This window comes from Ruegeria sp. AD6, from assembly GCF_056542325.1.
Genome location: NZ_JBQFZQ010000002.1, coordinates 20,201 through 37,353, shown reverse-complemented (window position 1 = coordinate 37,353; position 17,153 = coordinate 20,201). Strand labels below are relative to the sequence as shown.

At 55.2% G+C, this 17,153-nt stretch carries 20 protein-coding genes and 2 tRNA genes; 18 read left to right on the top strand and 4 right to left on the bottom strand.

Annotated elements, in window-relative coordinates; translation table 11 throughout:
- Positions 1 to 237 precede the first annotated feature (237 nt).
- Complete coding sequence (locus ACR0KJ_RS07100; RefSeq protein WP_480626300.1) at positions 238 to 1,320, top strand: ATP-binding protein; 1,083 nt, start codon at positions 238 to 240, stop codon at positions 1,318 to 1,320.
- Between the two features lie 520 nt (positions 1,321 to 1,840).
- Here ACR0KJ_RS07100 and ACR0KJ_RS07095 read toward each other — a convergent pair.
- The 4 genes from ACR0KJ_RS07095 to ACR0KJ_RS07080 form a co-directional block, all read right to left on the bottom strand.
- Complete coding sequence (locus tag ACR0KJ_RS07095; protein ID WP_480626299.1) at positions 1,841 to 3,235, bottom strand: hypothetical protein; 1,395 nt, start codon at positions 3,233 to 3,235, stop codon at positions 1,841 to 1,843.
- A 74-nt stretch (positions 3,236 to 3,309) separates the two neighbouring features.
- A complete protein-coding gene (locus ACR0KJ_RS07090) occupies positions 3,310 to 3,765 on the bottom strand; it encodes a hypothetical protein (RefSeq protein ID WP_480626298.1) in 456 nt (151 codons plus the stop codon).
- Between the two features lie 645 nt (positions 3,766 to 4,410).
- Positions 4,411 to 5,937 carry a DUF6538 domain-containing protein gene (locus tag ACR0KJ_RS07085; protein ID WP_480626297.1) on the bottom strand — a complete coding sequence of 509 codons (1,527 nt, stop codon included), beginning with the start codon at positions 5,935 to 5,937 and terminating at the stop codon, positions 4,411 to 4,413.
- A 79-nt stretch (positions 5,938 to 6,016) separates the two neighbouring features.
- A tRNA-Thr gene (locus ACR0KJ_RS07080) sits at positions 6,017 to 6,091 on the bottom strand.
- An 83-nt stretch (positions 6,092 to 6,174) separates the two neighbouring features.
- Between ACR0KJ_RS07080 and ACR0KJ_RS07075 the strand changes: the two genes are divergently transcribed.
- From ACR0KJ_RS07075 to ACR0KJ_RS06995, 17 genes are all read left to right on the top strand, one after another.
- The gene (locus ACR0KJ_RS07075) at positions 6,175 to 6,330 is read left to right on the top strand and encodes a hypothetical protein (protein ID WP_170452420.1); all 156 of its coding nucleotides are present in this window, start codon (positions 6,175 to 6,177) and stop codon (positions 6,328 to 6,330) included.
- Positions 6,331 to 6,336: 6 nt separating this feature from the next.
- On the top strand, positions 6,337 to 7,605 hold the full coding sequence (gene murA, locus ACR0KJ_RS07070) for a UDP-N-acetylglucosamine 1-carboxyvinyltransferase (protein ID WP_170452419.1): 1,269 nt from the start codon (positions 6,337 to 6,339) through the stop codon (positions 7,603 to 7,605).
- The gene (locus tag ACR0KJ_RS07065) at positions 7,602 to 8,078 is read left to right on the top strand and encodes a DUF2948 family protein (protein WP_170452417.1); all 477 of its coding nucleotides are present in this window, start codon (positions 7,602 to 7,604) and stop codon (positions 8,076 to 8,078) included. The genes murA and ACR0KJ_RS07065 overlap by 4 nt, the downstream gene beginning before the upstream one ends.
- Before the next feature lie 43 nt (positions 8,079 to 8,121).
- Positions 8,122 to 8,595 (top strand): GNAT family N-acetyltransferase, encoded by a 474-nt coding sequence (locus tag ACR0KJ_RS07060; protein WP_480582473.1) that lies wholly within the window; start codon positions 8,122 to 8,124, stop codon positions 8,593 to 8,595.
- Positions 8,596 to 8,648: 53 nt separating this feature from the next.
- Positions 8,649 to 9,950: a histidinol dehydrogenase gene (gene hisD / locus ACR0KJ_RS07055; protein ID WP_480626296.1), complete on the top strand. Its 1,302-nt coding sequence runs from the start codon at positions 8,649 to 8,651 to the stop codon at positions 9,948 to 9,950.
- Positions 9,951 to 10,049: 99 nt separating this feature from the next.
- The gene (locus ACR0KJ_RS07050; RefSeq protein WP_170452413.1) at positions 10,050 to 10,529 is read left to right on the top strand and encodes a UPF0262 family protein; all 480 of its coding nucleotides are present in this window, start codon (positions 10,050 to 10,052) and stop codon (positions 10,527 to 10,529) included.
- 3 nt (positions 10,530 to 10,532) lie between these two features.
- A complete protein-coding gene (locus ACR0KJ_RS07045) occupies positions 10,533 to 10,985 on the top strand; it encodes an arsenate-mycothiol transferase ArsC (protein ID WP_170452411.1) in 453 nt (150 codons plus the stop codon).
- 3 nt (positions 10,986 to 10,988) lie between these two features.
- Positions 10,989 to 11,387 (top strand): ketosteroid isomerase-related protein, encoded by a 399-nt coding sequence (locus tag ACR0KJ_RS07040; protein WP_170452409.1) that lies wholly within the window; start codon positions 10,989 to 10,991, stop codon positions 11,385 to 11,387.
- A complete protein-coding gene (locus tag ACR0KJ_RS07035) occupies positions 11,380 to 11,973 on the top strand; it encodes a GNAT family N-acetyltransferase (protein WP_170452407.1) in 594 nt (197 codons plus the stop codon). Before ACR0KJ_RS07040 ends, ACR0KJ_RS07035 begins: the two co-directional genes overlap by 8 nt.
- 167 nt (positions 11,974 to 12,140) lie before the next feature.
- Positions 12,141 to 12,404, top strand: a complete 264-nt coding sequence (locus tag ACR0KJ_RS07030; RefSeq protein WP_170452405.1) for a hypothetical protein — start codon at positions 12,141 to 12,143, stop codon at positions 12,402 to 12,404.
- Between the two features lie 126 nt (positions 12,405 to 12,530).
- Positions 12,531 to 13,406 (top strand): carbon-nitrogen hydrolase family protein, encoded by an 876-nt coding sequence (locus ACR0KJ_RS07025; protein WP_480626295.1) that lies wholly within the window; start codon positions 12,531 to 12,533, stop codon positions 13,404 to 13,406.
- Between the two features lie 90 nt (positions 13,407 to 13,496).
- The gene (gene infA, locus ACR0KJ_RS07020; RefSeq protein ID WP_005978431.1) at positions 13,497 to 13,715 is read left to right on the top strand and encodes a translation initiation factor IF-1; all 219 of its coding nucleotides are present in this window, start codon (positions 13,497 to 13,499) and stop codon (positions 13,713 to 13,715) included.
- A gap of 11 nt (positions 13,716 to 13,726) precedes the next feature.
- The gene (locus ACR0KJ_RS07015; RefSeq protein WP_480626294.1) at positions 13,727 to 14,305 is read left to right on the top strand and encodes a Maf family protein; all 579 of its coding nucleotides are present in this window, start codon (positions 13,727 to 13,729) and stop codon (positions 14,303 to 14,305) included.
- Positions 14,302 to 15,324 (top strand): ribonuclease E/G, encoded by a 1,023-nt coding sequence (locus ACR0KJ_RS07010; RefSeq protein WP_480626293.1) that lies wholly within the window; start codon positions 14,302 to 14,304, stop codon positions 15,322 to 15,324. The genes ACR0KJ_RS07015 and ACR0KJ_RS07010 overlap by 4 nt, the downstream gene beginning before the upstream one ends.
- Positions 15,321 to 15,503, top strand: a complete 183-nt coding sequence (locus ACR0KJ_RS07005) for a DNA gyrase inhibitor YacG (RefSeq protein ID WP_480626292.1) — start codon at positions 15,321 to 15,323, stop codon at positions 15,501 to 15,503. Before ACR0KJ_RS07010 ends, ACR0KJ_RS07005 begins: the two co-directional genes overlap by 4 nt.
- A gap of 79 nt (positions 15,504 to 15,582) precedes the next feature.
- Positions 15,583 to 15,657 (top strand) — tRNA-Phe (locus ACR0KJ_RS07000).
- Positions 15,658 to 16,029: 372 nt separating this feature from the next.
- Positions 16,030 to 17,094, top strand: a complete 1,065-nt coding sequence (locus tag ACR0KJ_RS06995; RefSeq protein WP_170622999.1) for a hypothetical protein — start codon at positions 16,030 to 16,032, stop codon at positions 17,092 to 17,094.
- Positions 17,095 to 17,153: the final 59 nt, after the last annotated feature.

Here is a 17,153-nt window from a genome sequence, read left to right as displayed (position 1 = left end):
CAACCCATTGCTTTTATTTCATAAGTGAAAAATGTTTCGCTATTGGAGTTAGTTCAGCGCGAGAGGTGCCTCCATGGGGGGAAGTCACAGGCTTTTTTTCTATCTCAGGTCGCCAGATTTTTGCGTTCAAACTGCTTTTGTTCCAGTGAAAATTTGGACCGAAGCTCCTCAGCTGCTTGCAACCCAGTGGTGAGTTGCGCAATCCTATAAGCATCAATTTGCAGGGAAGTTTTTTTGATGAACGTGGAAGAGTTGATCGCGAGACTTACTCTAGTTCCAAAGGATGATGGTGAGTATCGTGTGACTGCCCGAGAAAGCACGGACCTTGAGTTTAAGCGCGACATGGCGCTGCCGACATTTAGGAAATCGCTGAAAACCATCGCCGCTTTTGCGAACAAAACAGGTGGTTGCATCATATTTGGCGTTTCCGACAATCCCAGATTGTTAGTGGGTATTGGGGGCAACATATTGGATGAGGGTCAACAGTCCGAGCAAATCGCGCAAGCGATCTCGCCGATGCCGATCACAGAGTTTTGCACCATCGATATACATGATCGGCTTCTAGGTGTTTTGATAGTCGAGGCACTTCAGAAGCCACCTTCAATAGCAATTCGCGATATTGCAGGTGGTCAAGGAAGCGATCCCTTCCTGAGAAAAGGGACCGTCTACACCCGTAGAAGAGGTCAAACTGCACCGATTACTGGCGAAGAATTTTCGCAACTCCTAATCTCCCGAGACGAAAAGACGAGAAGCGAGATCTTTTCATATCTTAGCCGGGGGCGCGACATTGGTTTCGATCAGGTTGTCGTTGCGGACCCTCGAAATAGTGGCGCTGATACTGAAAAGGAGATGACTTTCTACTTGCCAGCCAGCGCAGCAACAGAGCTAAACCTAATTGACACCGGAACGCTTGTTCAGGAGGAGGGTTCGCCTGCCTACAAACTTGTCGGCAACGTTCAGTTGTCGACGCCTGCGGACGTCGATCCCCGCAATCCTAAACGTCCTTATGATGCCGTCCAAGAAATGCGCGCAGCTATTGAGGCTGTTTTTGGTGACGATTTCCCTTGGTCGCATATGCATCTTCGCAAGGCGGCCGAACACCTCGGATTCTGGGCACAATCCAAGGGAGACAATGTTCACACCGGCATCGAACCTATAACGGGCACCACACTTTACTTCGCGAAGGGTCGCGATGCCGTGAAGCAATTTGCGACACAGACCCCGGACGACTTCGTGGAAGTTGTGGGTTCGCAGACAACACAGGAAGCGTGGAAAAAGGCACAAAACGCTAAAGCAACAGGCGTGGGAGAAGCAGAATAAAAACCGTTGTCTTCGCAAATGCCGTCTCACGGTCAATTTGATCGCTACTAAACGCGCCCCGTTCACCTCCCCTAGTTGGGCATCCAGAATTTGTCCCGTAGGCCTTTGCATTTGCAATATCTTCCCGTTTGCGCGTTCCACTACTCGTGCCCAAGGTGCCACTGCAGATACTAGTAGTGACCAAAGCCGGTGTGGATAAGACGTCTACAGACAATGTGTAAGGCCATTCGGCGCGGAATTAGGGGAAGACCTTTGGTGGCGAAGAGTATCCGCTAACTATAGTCAAAAGGTCTTTGTTGAAGGTTAAGAACGCGGGTTTCTCTCCTTCAGTATGCAAGTAAGCCGTTTCGGCTAATTGCAAGTTTTTTCGACTCTCAATTTACATGGCATTAGCGATGCAATGGCGGGGCATTCCCAATCGACCATCTTCAAAGGCTTCTTCTTCCTCGGTCGGCCGTCGATCCGTTCACAGAGATATAGATTGTAAACAGCAAGCTATCTTGCTCAAAGAGTGACTTACCTAGACAGACCCATCGGAGCTTTCAGAGACCGCCCGATATTGTTCCTGAACAAATTCTAATACACTTTCATCGTTTGGCACGAGGATTTCGTCTTTCTTTGCGAGCTCGAGAATCTTCATAGCATTTGTCACATGCTCCAATTCGTTTTCTTCGTCTGCAACTGCAAGTTTGATAAATAGCATTGATAATTTAAGAATCGGCTCCCGCTGCCGAGCGTTCAAGTTAAGAAGCACACGATAGAGACCACCGGCTTGCTGATAGAACCCCTTAGCTTCAGAAAAGTGTTCGTCGTTCAAGAAAGTGTCGGCTAACCCTTCGAAAGCACCAGCACCCATCATTATCCAGGAAACGTTATTTTTATCTTGGTTCAGTAAGTCCCGCGCATAAACCGCAGATTCGGAAAAGGTCTCCTGCGCTAGTTGGTTCTTTTCCATAAGGTTTTGTGTCAGGCCTAGCTCAAGCAAAGTGGCGCAGTGTAGGCTTTTCCAATCCAAGTTTTCACCCATTTCACTAGACTTTGCTCTGACAAGGCTTTCAGCTTTGTTCAAAAGATTCTCTGCTTTTGCGCTTTCTCCTTGCGCATTGTTCAGGCCTGCTAACTTGCGTTGAGCACTGACGTAATTGTTCAACAACTGGATTTCGTCTGGAACTATTTCATAAAATCTTCGAGTAAGGGTTAGTTCGGCTTCATAATATTCTTGTGCTTTTTCGTAATCTCCGCGAGCGAATGCTATATCTCCCAACCGCTCTCCACACGCCGCCGCTATGACTCCGCCCTTTGCCAAACCAGCTGAACCGTTTTCCTTGATGATGTCATTTGCAAAGGAAAATGCGATTTCAAATAGTTTTTGCGCACCATCTATCATCCCTCCTTGCATAGCAAAGACACCAACTTCAAATAAAACCTGAGCCAGTTGTTCCTCTTCGTCGCTATCACGGGCAAGTTTGAAGGCCTCGGTTAGGCAATAAATGGACTGTTTAGAGTCCCCCAACGTCATCTGAGCACGCCCGCTCTCTAGCCAATAGTCGAACCGGGTTTCGGCCAACTTCGCAGCCTCAAGAAGCAGTGGCGCCGACTTGGATATTTCAAAGGAATAAAGAAGTGTTGCTTGAGCATGTTTTAATCGCGCCTCTTCAGTCTGAAGTTCCTTTCGGCGGCTTGAGATCAAATTGTCGATGCGCTGGAAGGCAGAACGTGCACCATCAAGGTCGCTCGAGTTGAATGCTGCGATTGCTCCGTCGATATCTGACTTCCAATCAGGGTGTTCAAGCCGCATGAGATATAAATCATGCTCGGTGCGGGCGACACTTGCTCGGAGAGCGTCGACTTCCTCTGGCGGGACGTAGCCTTTGGCCTCGGCCAACGTCAAGACGAGTTCGACATCAATTCTCACGTCGTTGTGCTTGTGGAAATGCTGGTCTCGGCCTGCAATGGCTACGCCGATGTCATGCGACGGAGGCTCGGCGTTTAGTCCGTCGCTTGTCGCTTTCCCGGGCTTGATACATCCTCAAAGATTTGATCTTCATCGGCTTCGATGCGCCCAGCCCGAATGCCTTGAATGGCACTAAAGATCTGACTACCACCCGCACGAATTGTGTCGGCGTCAATCGCATAAGCGGCGGTGGTATGTTCTGGAAGAGATTCGATTGCTTCACGAAGTTCTTCAGCCAATTCCAAGACTTGCACATCGTTGCTGATTTCCGGAGCGGAGAGATCGCCCTTTATGGCAGCTTGATATCCCGGTTTTTCTGGTGCTTCCGCAAGAAGACCTAGGGTTTTAACATTGTGCTCGGACGAAAGCTTGTCGCATAGTTTTTCAAACGCAGCCTTGCCAGCACTTTTCGCAAATTCTCCCGCAGCGCTTTTTGCTAGCAGAGTCGATCCCGCTACAAGCAACTCGTAAAGCAATGATGCCAATGCCATTTCTCAACTCCCAATGCTATTTGAAGTCTTTCAAAGTATAAAATTCAAGAATGGTATTTTGACTACCAGAAAATGAATGCGACTGGTGTCAATTGCAAGCGTTAAATTGCTTGGTTCCACTGTTGGAATACATCCACTTTCACCATTGAACCACAACTCTTGTAGACTGTTTGTTCTATCCTAATCGTTGGTGTTGTTGCTCTGGATCGCCAGACCTACTTGGGCCGAATTGAGGCTGTGAAGCGGTCGATTGTCATCAGTCTCGAAGACGAGAAAAAGAAGAACTCGAGTGGCGTAAGATTGTTGCGGATTTCGTAGTGATCTTCGATCCAAATGGTGGCGCGGGCTAGGCTAAAATCTCAGAGAACTTGACAAACTCTCAGGTTTGCGTGGCTATCGCACAAGTCCCGAACTAGAGGATCAGCGCTTCATTTACCGTCTTTTGCACTGGCCGAACTCCGATGGCCAAGGCCAATACAAGGCACAACAGTCCTGCGACAATGTAATTCTTCACAAAATTGTCTCCGTTAAATTTCTCAATGGTTTTTGTGGGTCGGATTAAAGCGACCTTCCAGCTTCGCTTGAGTTTTGCCTGCCGATTTTGACCAAAATATGCCTTGGTTGCTGGTAGGTCGCTCTAAGCGTCTAGTCGAGCTCAATACGAGGTATCTTACAGATTTCGCGGTATAGCGTTTCAACGGGATAATCCCCGTAGTCGTCGCCTACACTGCCTGTTGCGTGACCGCAAATGGCGTTTTGATACGCAATATCCACATCTGCATTCCGCGCCTGTGTCTTGAACCGATGCCGCCAAGCGTGACTCGGTTGTATCCTTGGGTCTGAGATGCCGACTTTGTTCCTGACCCAATCGCCGACCTTGTCGCGCGCATTCTGGGACAACCTGAAAGCGTCTTCTGGGGTCTCCCCGCCATCGTGGAAAAGGTAACCTGAACCGGCGCTCTTTATGAAATCCACTAGGCCAATCTCCAAAAGGTGAGGATGCAATGGCACGGTCCTGTAGCGACCCGCTTTGACACTCCCTGCATCTGGCGTGATCAAGAGCCATTGAATTGAACCTGTAGTATTCAAGTCCTGCTGGCGCAGCTGGGCGATTTCACCCGCCCTTGCTCCCGTGTATGCGCAAATCCAAGGTATCCAGCGACAGGCAAGCTTGTTCTTTCTGGTCGCTCGTGTGTCTTCCTTTAGAGCTTCGATTGAACGTTGCAGTATTCGCTTTGCCTCGTCATCGGTGAAACCTTTGGAGCGCGCCGATATTGGCTTCGGAACTTTCACAGACACGCCTTCAGAGGGGTCAACTTCAATCAGGAACTTGGAGCGAGCCAAGCGCAGAATAGCTTTGATTGCCGCGAGGTATTTTGGACCGATTGTCTTTGGTTTCAGCCCTTTTTCGTCCCGAAGGTAGTCGCACCAATCGGCAATGTCTTTAGGCTTGATCTTGTTAACTTCCTCATGCCCTAGATACGCGACTAGTGCGTCTTTCTTTTGGGCAAAGTCATCAACTGTTGCTGGGGCTTTGCCATTGCTCAGATGATCTTTCTTCCATCGTTCAAACAGGCTTGTCAGCGTTGGTCCTTGGGTCGCCTTTTGAGGGGCACCTGCGTGTTCCCATTTGGGGAAGCGATTGGCTTGCGGGTCGGGGGCAAAATCGCCTTCCGCTCGTTTCATTTGCTGGTTGGCTGCCTGTATCCACGCCTTGTGAATTTCACGCAAAAGGCGCGTGCGGGATGTGGCGTCTAATGCAATGCCCTGTTCTGCAAGCACCTCGTTGGCTGCTTCTCCATACCATCTTTCGAAACCGTTCTCGGCGGCTTCGGCTTGTTCGCTCAGAGACAATAGGCGCTGCCAAACCTCCGGCTCACCCGGTTCTAGTTCGAGTGTTTCCATTAAGCGGAAGTAGACACGACCAGACAGGGCCACGATGTTCTTTAGCGGAAGTGGTTCTGGTCTTGCTCGAAGGGATGCCCATCGCTTTTGAAGTTTGGCATACTCGACCGCAAACCGCTCTTTCGCTTCTGCTGGTTCTCGGGTGCGGAGCGATTTTGTCACCTCGGCTTTCCCGGTGAGTCGTGTCAAATCAGCCGGAACGCGCACCCGAAGGTAGAAAATTCCGCTATACTTGTCTTTGGTCGGTGAGGGCATTGTCAGGGTCACTGTGTAGGACTCCTGTGTAGGAGTCTGGCGACGTAAGCCGTTGGTTTGGCGTAAGTTTCTGATGTATATAGGAGAATCATGGTGCTGCTGGAGAGAATTGAACTCTCGACCTCTCCCTTACCAAGGGAGTGCTCTACCTCTGAGCTACAGCAGCGCTGTGGGCGGGTGATTAGACTCAAACGAAACGGGGCGCAAGGGTGTCTGGACGGTTTTTTTCGCCTCCTGTAGAGAAAGACCATGGCAGACAAAGATACACCTAAAAAACACGGCAAATCCGGGGATGCGCGGGAAGAGCGTTTGAAGGCTGCGCTTAAGGCGAACATGGCGCGGCGCAAGGCGCAGGCCAGGGCGCGGGCGGCATCCGACAACAAGGCCGGTAAGGACGAGGGATAAGAGCAAATGGATTCGATTCTGGTGACGGGCAACGGGCCGCTAAACGGTCAGATACCGATTGCGGGGGCCAAGAACGCGTGTCTGACGCTGATGCCTGCAACGCTGTTGAGCGAAGAACCGCTGACGCTGACCAATGCGCCGCGGCTGAGTGACATCAAGACCATGACAGCCTTGTTGCAGTCGTTGGGGGCCGAGGTGTCGTCATTGCAGGATGGACAGGTGATCGCGATGTCCAGCCACAGCCTGACCAGCCAGACAGCTGATTATGACATCGTGCGCAAGATGCGCGCCTCGAATCTGGTGCTGGGACCGTTGCTGGCGCGGTTCGGACAGGCGGTTGTGTCGCTGCCGGGCGGGTGTGCGATTGGCGCGCGGCCGATGGACCTGCATGTCGAAGGGCTTGAGGCGCTGGGCGCCGAGATTGAGCTGAAAGACGGCTATTTGCACGCCAAGGCACCGGGCGGATTGAAAGGTGCGATGCACGAGATGCGCTTTGCCTCGGTGGGTGCGACCGAGAACATCGTCATGGCCGCGACGCTGGCCAAGGGCACTACGGTTCTGAAAAACGCTGCGCGCGAGCCCGAGATTGTCGATCTGGTCGACTGCTTGCGCAAGATGGGGGCGCAGATTTCCGGCGAGGGCACTTCGACCATCGAAATTCAGGGGGTCGAGCGGCTGCACGGTGCAACGCATCAGGTTGTGACCGACCGGATCGAGCTGGGCACCTATATGCTGGCCCCGGCGATTTGCGGCGGTGAGGTGGAGTTGCTTGGAGGGCGTTTGTCTCTCGTCGAGTCGTTTGCGGCCAAGCTGGATGCAGCGGGCGTCAGCGTGACAGAGACCGAGAAAGGCCTGAAAGTCACCCGCAAAAACGGACCGGTGCGCGCCGTGGACGTGGTGACCGAGCCCTTCCCCGGTTTCCCGACCGATCTGCAGGCGCAGATGATGGCGCTGATGTGCACGGCCGAGGGGACTTCGGTACTGGAAGAGCGTATCTTCGAGAACCGCTTTATGCATGCGCCCGAACTCGTGCGCATGGGTGCGAATATCGAGGTACATGGCGGCACCGCCACGGTGACGGGTGTCGAACGTCTGAAAGGTGCGCCGGTAATGGCGACCGACCTGCGCGCCTCGGTCTCGCTGATCCTTGCGGGGCTGGCGGCGGAAGGTGAGACTACGGTCAGCCGGGTCTATCATCTGGATCGGGGATATGAACATGTGGTGCGCAAGCTGGAAGGTGTGGGTGCCAAAATCGAACGGATCAAGGGCCAATGACAGACGCAAGCTTTGAAGACGGGCGCGAGGCCCCGCTGAATCTGGGGGCCGAGGATGCGGATGACCTGCAGGTAATCTCAACCCTCGCGCAGGACGCCGTGTTTCCGGTGACAGAGATGACATGGCATCCCTCGCAGCGCCGGTTTGGCCTGCTGCTCAACCGGTTCCGCTGGGAGGACAAGGACGCAGCCACGCGCCGTGACCGCCCGTTCGAGCGGGTGCAATCGGTGTTGGTTTTTGATTCCGTGCTGTCGGTGGCCAGTCAGGGTGTCGATCGCAGCGACACGGATATGGTCATGTCGCTTCTGTCGGTCGATTTTGAGCCCGGTGAAGATGGCGCGGGCCAGATCATGCTGACGCTCGCCGGAGATGGAGCGATCCGACTGACGGTTGAGGCCATTGAAGCAACGCTCAAAGACGTGACGCGGCCCTATCAGGCCCCGTCCGGTCAGGCACCGAACCATCCGGAATAAACGCGGCATATCGCAGGCGTTCACCAACCCTGTCGAGGGGGTGGTGCTGCGCCGCGCCACCGTGTTCGACGTGTTCCAGATGAGCCAGGTGTTGATCCGGTCGATCACCCATCTTTGTGCTGCGGATCATGGGAAAGACCCGCATCTTCTGTCCCTGTGGACGGCCAACAAGGATCCGCAGACCATTCGGGGATGGATTCAATCCGGGTCCGAAGTCTGGGTCGCAGAACTGGCCGGGCAGATTGCAGCCGTCGGCGGCGTGCGGCTGGGGTCCAAGATTTCTCTGCTATACGTCGATCCGTCTTATGTCCGTCGTGGGATCGGTCGGGCGCTTTTGGCGCGGCTGGAGCAAGAACTTGCAGATCAGGAATGTGAACAAGCGTCCTTGGATGCCACGCATACCGCGCGCGCCTTCTACCTGAGATACGGGTGGGTGCAGGCGGGCGAGCCGGAAGACTGGCGCGGGATGACCCAGTTTCCCATGCGCAAATCGCTGCACCCCGCCAAGAAGGGTTGAGACCTGCGGGTCCCGGCGATATGTCCCCGTGAAACGCTCCGGAGTGCCCGATCATGCCCGTATTCCTTGATACCACATCGCCCGAGTTTGAAGCCGCTTTTCAAACCCTGCTGTCCGCCAAGCGCGAGGACAGCCCGGATGTTGATGCAGTTGTAGCCGGGATCATCGAGGATGTCCGGGCACGCGGCGATGCAGCAGTGATCGAGCTGACCGCCAAATTCGACCGGCTGGAACTGACGCCTGACACGCTGGCGTTTTCGGCCGAAGAGGTGACGGAAGCGGTTGCACAGGTATCAGAGGCCGACCGTGCGGCATTGGAACTGGCGGCTGCGCGTATCCGTGACTATCACGAAAAACAGATGCCTCAGGATCAGCAATGGACGGATGCTGCTGGGGCTACGCTGGGCTGGCGCTGGTCGGCGGTTTCGGCGGCGGGGCTTTATGTGCCGGGCGGGTTGGCCTCTTACCCCTCATCCGTGCTGATGAACGCCATACCGGCAAAGGTGGCGGGCGTGGAACGGCTGGCCATCGTGGTGCCGACGCCGGGCGGTCAGGTAAATCCATTGGTTCTGCTGGCGGCGCAACTGGCAGGCGTGGACGAGATCTATCGCATCGGCGGCGCGCAGGCTGTTGCCGCGCTGGCCCATGGCACGCAGACCATTGCGCCGGTCGACAAGATCACAGGTCCGGGCAATGCCTTTGTCGCGGCTGCCAAGCGGCGGGTTTTCGGCAAAGTGGGCATCGACATGATCGCGGGCCCGTCCGAGATTCTGGTCATTGCCGACAAGGACAATGACCCGGACTGGATCGCGCTGGACCTGCTCAGCCAGGCCGAACATGACGAAAGCGCGCAGTCGATCCTGATCACGGATGATGCCGCATTCGGACAGGCCGTGGCGCGGGCCGTTGAAAAGCGGCTGGAAACCCTGCAGCGGCGCGAGATTGCCGGGGCAAGCTGGCGCGATTTTGGCGCGATCATCACCGTGTGTGATCTTGAGGAAGCCGCTGCGCTGTCCAACCGTATTGCCCCTGAACATCTTGAGCTGTGTGTCGCAGACCCGGTGGTGCTGAGTGAAAAGACCATCCACGCGGGCGCGATCTTTCTGGGTCAATACACGCCCGAAGCCATTGGCGATTATGTGGGCGGCCCCAACCACGTGCTGCCCACGGCACGGTCTGCGCGGTTTTCGTCCGGCCTCAGCGTTATGGATTTCCTCAAACGCACGACGCTGAGCCAGATAACACCCGAAGCGTTGCGTGCCATCGGTCCGGCAGCCGAGCAACTTGCGCAATCCGAAAGCCTTGAGGCACATGGATTGTCGGTGACGGCGCGTCTGAATCGGCTGAACGGCTGATGTGACGCAAAGACCTGTGGAATATGGCGCTTCTGTGCGTTGCCCAATGAAATGCGTTGTTATAGGTCTGAACAGACGTGAAGGATTGTGACCGTTAAGATGACCCGCATTTCGCATATCGAACTGGACGACCGTAACCTGCCCCCGCCGACCCCCGAGATCGAGCAGGAGCGTAAGGTCGCCATCTATGATCTGTTGGAAGACAACAGCTTTGCCCTGCCAGCGCGGGACGGGCGTCAGGTGCCGGACGGGCCGTATCATCTGCAACTGTCGATCCGCGACAAGCGGCTGGTTTTCGACATTGCCACCGAAGCTGCGGAAAAAGCGGCTGAGTTCCACCTGTCGCTTGGCCCGTTCCGTCAGGTGGTCAAAGACTATTTCCAGATTTGCGAAAGCTATTTCAACGCGGTCAAAACCCTGCCGCCCAGCCAGATCGAGACCATCGACATGGCCCGGCGCGGCATCCACAACGAAGGCAGTCGGGTGTTGCAGGAGCGGCTTGAGGGCAAGGCCGATGTGGACACTGACACCGCCCGACGCCTGTTCACGCTGATCTGCGTGCTGCATTTCGGAGGCTAACGGGTGACGCCTCTGCCGCAGTCGATCCTGTTCTGTTGCGACCACAACTCGGTTCGGTCTCCGATGGCCGAGGGCATCATGAAAAAGTTCTACGGCACCGGCACCTATGTGCAGTCTGCCGGCGTGCATAATGATCTTGAGATTGACGGGTTCTGCATCTCGGTCTGCCACGAGATCGATGTTGAGCTGTCCCGCCATCGTTCACGCTCATTCGACGAGATGGAGGAATGGGGCGATGACCTCAGTTCCTTCGACCTGATCGTCGCCCTGTCCCCCGCCAGTCAGCGCAAAGCGCTGGAGCTGACCCGGATTTTTCATCTGGATGTCGATTATTGGCCAATAATGGACCCTACCGGGATGGGTGAGACGCGCGAAACAAAGCTACACCACTACCGACAGACCCGCGATCAGATCATCAAGCATCTGAAAGACCGCTGGGGCGAACCAACGGAGTGACCCATGAAACAGACCGTTCAAACCTATTTCGATGCCTTCAACGCCGGGGATCTAGACGGCATGCTGGCCTGTTTGTCCGATGACGTGGCCCATCACGTGAACGAAGGCCAGATTCGCGTCGGCAAAGAGAAATTCGCGGCTTTCTGCGCCCATATGAACCGCTGCTATAGCGAGAACCTGACCGACATCGTAGTGTTCGAGGCCGAAGGCGGCACCCGTGCGGCAGCCGAGTTCATCGTCAACGGCACCTATCTGGAAACCGACGAAGGGTTGCCGGATGCCCATGGTCAGACCTATCGCTTGCCGGCCGGGTCGTTCTTCGATCTGAAAGACGGCAAAATCACTCGCGTCACCACTTTCTACAACCTTGCGGATTGGACCAAGCAGGTCTCGAATGGCTGAGGTCACCGCGGTCCGCGCCCTGACCGGAGCGGCGCTTGAGGCTGCTCTGGACGACGTGGCGCGCCTGCGGATCGAGGTGTTTCGGGCCTGGCCGTATTTGTACGACGGCGATCTGGAGTACGAGCGGACGTATCTGCAATCCTACCGCGATAGCGACAAGGCCATCGTCGTGGGAGCGTTTGAAGGGGATCGTTTGGTTGGTGCGTCAACAGGCGCGCCGTTGATGGATCACGCTGACGATTTCGCAGTGGCGTTCGATGGCACGGGTCTGGACCTGTCGCAGATCTTCTATTGTGCGGAATCCGTCCTGTTGCCTGACTATCGCGGGCAGGGTGTCGGGCATAAGTTCTTTGACTTGCGTGAAGCTCATGCGCGCGCCTTGGGCTTTACCAAATGCGCCTTTTGCGGTGTGCAGCGCCCGACGGATCACCCGTTGAGACCCGAGAACTACCGCCCGCTGGACGTATTCTGGCGCGCCCGTGGCTATGAGCCCCTGTCGGGTGTGATAGCGCAGTTTTCGTGGAAGGATATTGGGGAAGACGGTGAGACGCTGAAGCCGTTGCAGTTCTGGATCAGAAATCTTTAGGCATTTCTTGATAGGTGGGACACCTTAGGACAATCGGAGCCGACCGGATCGTCCAAGTGGCTGTTGCTTGGACCTTTTTTCCCGCCAACATCTTGTGACTTCTTGCCAGCAGACTTGTCGGCGCGGGTTTTCCCCTCAAGTTGGCCTTGAATTAACGAGGTCACAGAATGATTGAGAACGAACCCAAGCCAGCCCGCTATTATGACGAGCACGATATTTGGACATTGGACCCAACAGCGGCAGATGCTGTGGTCTATGAACGTTTCGCCTCAACCATCGTGGACCTTGTGAATGTGCTGGATGACAGTAAGCCGATGATGTCACGGGACGTGTACGCCAGACTGTTTGATTCCTTGCTGAATATGTCGCGGATTTTGGGGCAGTACGAAGAGAGTTGGGGCCTGGCTTCGGGCGGCCAACGGACCGATTGACCTGACACCGGCCAAAAGTTGAATGGCAAATCGACGGTTTTTGCGTTTCCGCGCCCATGCTCACTATACAAACTCGGACATAGACGATTAGTCTCGCCCGCGGACCGATACGCTGGGATCGCTGAAATGAAAGTCGCCGCCGCCGCCTACAATCTCGACTGGCTCGACAGTTGGGCGCAGTATGAGGACAAGCTGGACCGCTGGGTCTCGGACGCCGTAGGGCAGGGGGCCGAGCTGCTGGTCTTCCCCGAATATGGTGCGATGGAGTTGTCGACACTGGACGGGCCCGAGGTGGCAGGCGATCTGGAACGCTCGATCCGGGCGGTGTCCGATCGGATGGGGGATGCGCAGGCCCTGCAACAGCGCCTTGCAGCTGAGCACAGTGCGTACATTCTGGGGGCCTCGGCACCGGTGATTACCGGGCCGGGCCGTCCTGTGAATCGCGCCGAGCTATATGCGCCGGACGGTCGGCAGGATCATCAGGACAAGCAAATCATGACCCGGTTCGAGCGTGAAGATTGGGACATCGCCCCTGGCGGTCCGCTCAAACTGTTCGATACGGCGCTGGGCAAGATCGGCGTTCTGATCTGTTATGACAGTGAATTTCCCCTGTTGGGCCGCGCGCTGAGCGACGCGGATATCGTCCTCGTTCCGTCCTGCACCGAGGCGCTTTCGGGCTATTGGCGGGTTCGGATTGGTGCGATGTCGCGGGCGTTGGAAAACCAGTGTGTGACGGTGATGTCCTCGCTCGTCGGCAGCAATGACTGGTCCGAGGCGGTTGATATGAACACCGGCACCGGGGGCATCTTTGGCCCGCCCGACAAGGGATTTCCGCAAACCGGCGTTCTGGCCGAGGGTGCCCTGAACCAGCCCGGCTGGACCTATGCCGACATTGATCTGACCGCGATTGCCACTGTCCGCGCCGATGGTCATGTTCTGAACCGAACCCATTGGGACGAACAATTCCCCCGAGTCGAATCGGCCACAATCTCTCAGCTTTGATGATTCTGGCCTTGAAATAAGGCCGAAATAGGCTCATTTAAGCGCACATCCCCGCAGATTCTGCGGGTGCAACGTAACGATGGAGACAACATGGCCAAGGAAGATACGCTCGAATTTCCCGGTGTCGTGAAGGAACTCCTGCCTAATGCGACGTTTCGGGTCGAGCTGGAAAACGGCCATGAGATCATCGCACATACGGCAGGCAAGATGCGCAAGAACCGCATCCGTGTTCTGGCCGGCGACAAGGTTCAGGTCGAGATGACCCCCTATGATCTGACCAAGGGTCGGATCAACTACCGCTTCAAGTAACGCCTGCCGCAATGGCGTTTATCTTAGGATCGGGCAGCCCAAGGCGGCTGGACCTGCTGGCTCAGCTTGGCGTGCAGCCCGATGCTGTCAGACCCCCGAATATCGACGAAACGCCGCTGAAAGGGGAACTGCCGGTTCCCTATTGCAGCCGTATCGCGCGCGGAAAAGTGCAGGCCGTGCAGGCCGATGCCGAGGATATCGTTTTGTGCGCGGATACCACGGTTGCTTTGGGTCGCCGCATTCTGGGAAAGCCTGAAGATGCAGGTGAGGCGGCGGCATTTCTTTTTGCCCTGTCCGGTCGGCGTCACCGCGTCATCACCTCGGTTGCCATACGCCGTGGTGACCGTGTTCTGCAAAAGGACGTGGTTTCGCAAGTTCGGGTAAAGCGTCTGTCCGATACTGAGGTCAACGCCTACCTTGAAACAGGGGACTGGCAAGGCAAGGCTGGAGCCTATGCTATCCAAGGTCCGGCAGGTGCTTTCATCCCCTGGATTTCCGGTTCATTCACCGGCATCGTTGGTCTGCCTTTGGCCGAAACATCGGGGCTGCTGCAAGCGATCGGTTACCCATTACATCGAGGAACGCCATGAAGGGCCGCACCATTGTTCTGGATCACATAGAAGGCCGCGAAGCTGCGGCCTTGATGGTGGATGGCAAGCTGGACGACTTTCTGATCGCTGGCGACGCTCCAACCCCCGGTACGATCTACCGCGCCCGCGCGGATCGCCCGGTCAAGGGGCAGGGGGGCATGTTCCTGACAACCCCGGACGGCCCGGCGTTTCTGCGGCAGGTGAAGGGTCTGGCCCCGGGTGCCTTGGTGCTGGTTCAGGTCACGGGCTACGCAGAAGACGGCAAGGCGCTGCCCGTCACAGACCGTGTTCTGTTCAAAAGCCGATACGCCATTGTCACACCCGATGCGCCCGGCCTGAACATCTCGCGCAGTATCAGGGACGAGGATGAGCGGGACCGGCTGCTTGAAATTGCGCATGAGATGATGGGCGACAGTCCTTACGGGCTGATCCTGCGTTCCTGTTGCGCCGGGGCCGATGCTGACGAGATTGCCGAAGACATCAGTGCCATGCTCGCACAGTCCGAACGGGTGGTGAACGATCCAGGAACAGAGCCGGAAACCCTGTGCGAAGGGGATGGTCCACATCTGCTTGCATGGCGCGATTGGACCGACCCGGCAGAAGTTTTCACTCAGACCGGCGGGTTTGAAACCCACGGCGTGCTGGACGCGCTCGAAACCGCGCGCAGTATCAAAGAGCCTTTGACCGGAGGAGGGTTCTTGTACATCGAACCCACGCGGGCACTGGTGGCAGTGGACGTAAACACCGGCTCTGACACGTCCTTGGCGGCCGGAACCAAGGCCAACTTCGCCTGTGCGAAACAATTGGCCCGCGCCTTGCGTGTGCGGGGCCTAGGCGGACAGATCACGCTGGATCTGGCCCCGATGCCCAAGAAGGACCGCCGCGGCTTCGAACAAGCCTTGCGCACCGCCTTCCGGCACGACCCCGTCGAAACAACGCTGGCAGGCTGGACCCCTCTGGGCCACTTCGAACTGCAGCGCAAAAGGGGTCGTATCCCTTTGAAAGAGGTGTGGAAATGAGCTGCCCGATCTGTGGTGAAGAGACAGTGAACCGCTTCCGCCCTTTCTGCTCGAAGCGTTGCGCGGATATTGATCTGGCCAAATGGCTCAACGGCTCATACGCGGTTCCATCGCAACGCGAAGAGGACATCGAGGCCGACATTTCCGACCCGCCCGAAGCCCTTCAGCGGCCACATTGAAAAAATGTAAAAAAGCCTCTGGACACTGCTGAACGCAAGTCATAGAACGCCTCCACCCAACGGCAAACACCGTTCCCGTGCCCGGGTAGCTCAGGGGTAGAGCAGTGGATTGAAAATCCTCGTGTCGGTGGTTCGATTCCGCCCCCGGGCACCATTTCAAAGCGGTAGGATGCTATCTTTATTCAGTCTTGCTTAAAGTTTTTTAACCACCGTGCTTCCTCAAGGGCCGGTCTAAATCCTTCTCCTGCTCACCTGTGGGTTTCTCCCTTCGGGTGGCGGTTTTGAAATGGTCCCAACCATCTATGAACGATCAAATTTAGTTGTTCGCAAGCAGACCAGATCAGAAGATGGTGCGCGGCGCCAAGCACAAAAAGAAAACCAACGGAAGAATAAACGCAGGTGTCGCGCCCGGCTTCAGGCTTCTATGCGATAGCAAACAGCTCTCCTCGACAAAACCAGCTTGATTCCGCAACGGCGTAAAGCAACTGTGTGACCAACCGACAGAACACTCGGAGAATAAGGGAATATGACTTCTGCCAACTTAACGAAGCATGGGAGCAGGTTTCGGAGACTCTTCCGATGGCTCAACCACCAGCCTGAAGTCATTCTCCACATAGGGCAGCACAAAACGGCCTCTTCTACTATTCAAAACTCCCTGCAGGGGGCTGAGCGAGCGAAGCTGTTAAGTGGCGTTCGATATTGCGAATTTTCTCGGCCAAACCACTCTTTTTTGGTCGCTTCTGCCTTTGCCGACCCGGCATGTGTTCCATACCATAAAAGTTTGAAATTTGGTTCTGGTATCCCCTATCGGTTCATGAAGGCGCAGAGTGCGAAAGAACACATCAAAAACGAATTGAACACGGCGCGTGAGCAAATGGTCCCGCTTATTCTTTCTGCTGAGGATTTTTGCGCTCTTTCTTATGAGGAGTTGGCAGCCGCCAAACTATTTTTTAGCGAACTCGGAGTATCAAGGGTGCGCGTAATCGGGTACGCTCGCAGTGTAGAAAGTTGGGCAAATAGTTTTTCCCAGCAAATTATTAAACAAGGGGTGCAGACAATCGATGAGGTTTCTGAAATCGAAATCTACCCAAAGTACCGGGAGAATTTTGAAAAATTCATTGATCTATTTGGCGAAAAAAACGTTCACATAAGTGCTTTTGACAAGTCAGCGTTGAAAAGCGGATGCATTGTTGCTGACTTTCTAAGCAAATGTGATATTATTGGAGCCGAAATCCCTGTAATTAATAGAAACACGTCTATTAGTCTGTTTGAAGCTAAAGTTGCGTCTAGGGTAATCCCGCTTTGTCGGCAAAGGGCTGGTCGCAATTACAGCAAGTATCGACCGCTCGTGCAAAGCTACTGTAGTGAGTTTGGAGGGAGAAAGTTTTCCCTTCAACGTAAGACACTAGACAGATGCAGAGAAGCGGCATCAGACGACATCGAATGGGCCCGAGATACCTTGAAAATCGATGAGGATTTTCTTCTGTCGAAAGCAGCGGAAACACCTCGAGAAGAATATTGCGCACCAGTGCAGGATTGGGAGCTAATGCAGTTCTATCGGCACTGTCGAAATATGATGAGAGCGGGGTAACACCTCACTCGACATTTGACCGGGAAACATGCCGAAACTCTGAAAGCACTGGGTCCAGA

Bases quoted from the DNA above. Each gene is read 5' to 3' on its own strand.
- hisD (WP_480626296.1), top strand. From the start codon at position 8,649: ATGCCCGTATTCCTTGATACCACATCGCCCGAGTTTGAAGCCGCTTTT.
- ACR0KJ_RS07030 (WP_170452405.1), top strand. From the start codon at position 12,141: ATGATTGAGAACGAACCCAAGCCAGCCCGCTATTATGACGAGCACGAT.
- ACR0KJ_RS07040 (WP_170452409.1), top strand. From the start codon at position 10,989: ATGAAACAGACCGTTCAAACCTATTTCGATGCCTTCAACGCCGGGGAT.
- ACR0KJ_RS07015 (WP_480626294.1), top strand. From the start codon at position 13,727: ATGGCGTTTATCTTAGGATCGGGCAGCCCAAGGCGGCTGGACCTGCTG.
- ACR0KJ_RS07005 (WP_480626292.1), top strand. From the start codon at position 15,321: ATGAGCTGCCCGATCTGTGGTGAAGAGACAGTGAACCGCTTCCGCCCT.
- ACR0KJ_RS07035 (WP_170452407.1), top strand. From the start codon at position 11,380: ATGGCTGAGGTCACCGCGGTCCGCGCCCTGACCGGAGCGGCGCTTGAG.
- ACR0KJ_RS07010 (WP_480626293.1), top strand. From the start codon at position 14,302: ATGAAGGGCCGCACCATTGTTCTGGATCACATAGAAGGCCGCGAAGCT.
- ACR0KJ_RS07075 (WP_170452420.1), top strand. From the start codon at position 6,175: ATGGCAGACAAAGATACACCTAAAAAACACGGCAAATCCGGGGATGCG.
- infA (WP_005978431.1), top strand. From the start codon at position 13,497: ATGGCCAAGGAAGATACGCTCGAATTTCCCGGTGTCGTGAAGGAACTC.
- ACR0KJ_RS07065 (WP_170452417.1), top strand. From the start codon at position 7,602: ATGACAGACGCAAGCTTTGAAGACGGGCGCGAGGCCCCGCTGAATCTG.
- ACR0KJ_RS07025 (WP_480626295.1), top strand. From the start codon at position 12,531: ATGAAAGTCGCCGCCGCCGCCTACAATCTCGACTGGCTCGACAGTTGG.
- ACR0KJ_RS07100 (WP_480626300.1), top strand. From the start codon at position 238: ATGAACGTGGAAGAGTTGATCGCGAGACTTACTCTAGTTCCAAAGGAT.
- ACR0KJ_RS07050 (WP_170452413.1), top strand. From the start codon at position 10,050: ATGACCCGCATTTCGCATATCGAACTGGACGACCGTAACCTGCCCCCG.
- ACR0KJ_RS06995 (WP_170622999.1), top strand. From the start codon at position 16,030: ATGACTTCTGCCAACTTAACGAAGCATGGGAGCAGGTTTCGGAGACTC.
- ACR0KJ_RS07090 (WP_480626298.1), bottom strand. From the start codon at position 3,765: ATGGCATTGGCATCATTGCTTTACGAGTTGCTTGTAGCGGGATCGACT.
- murA (WP_170452419.1), top strand. From the start codon at position 6,337: ATGGATTCGATTCTGGTGACGGGCAACGGGCCGCTAAACGGTCAGATA.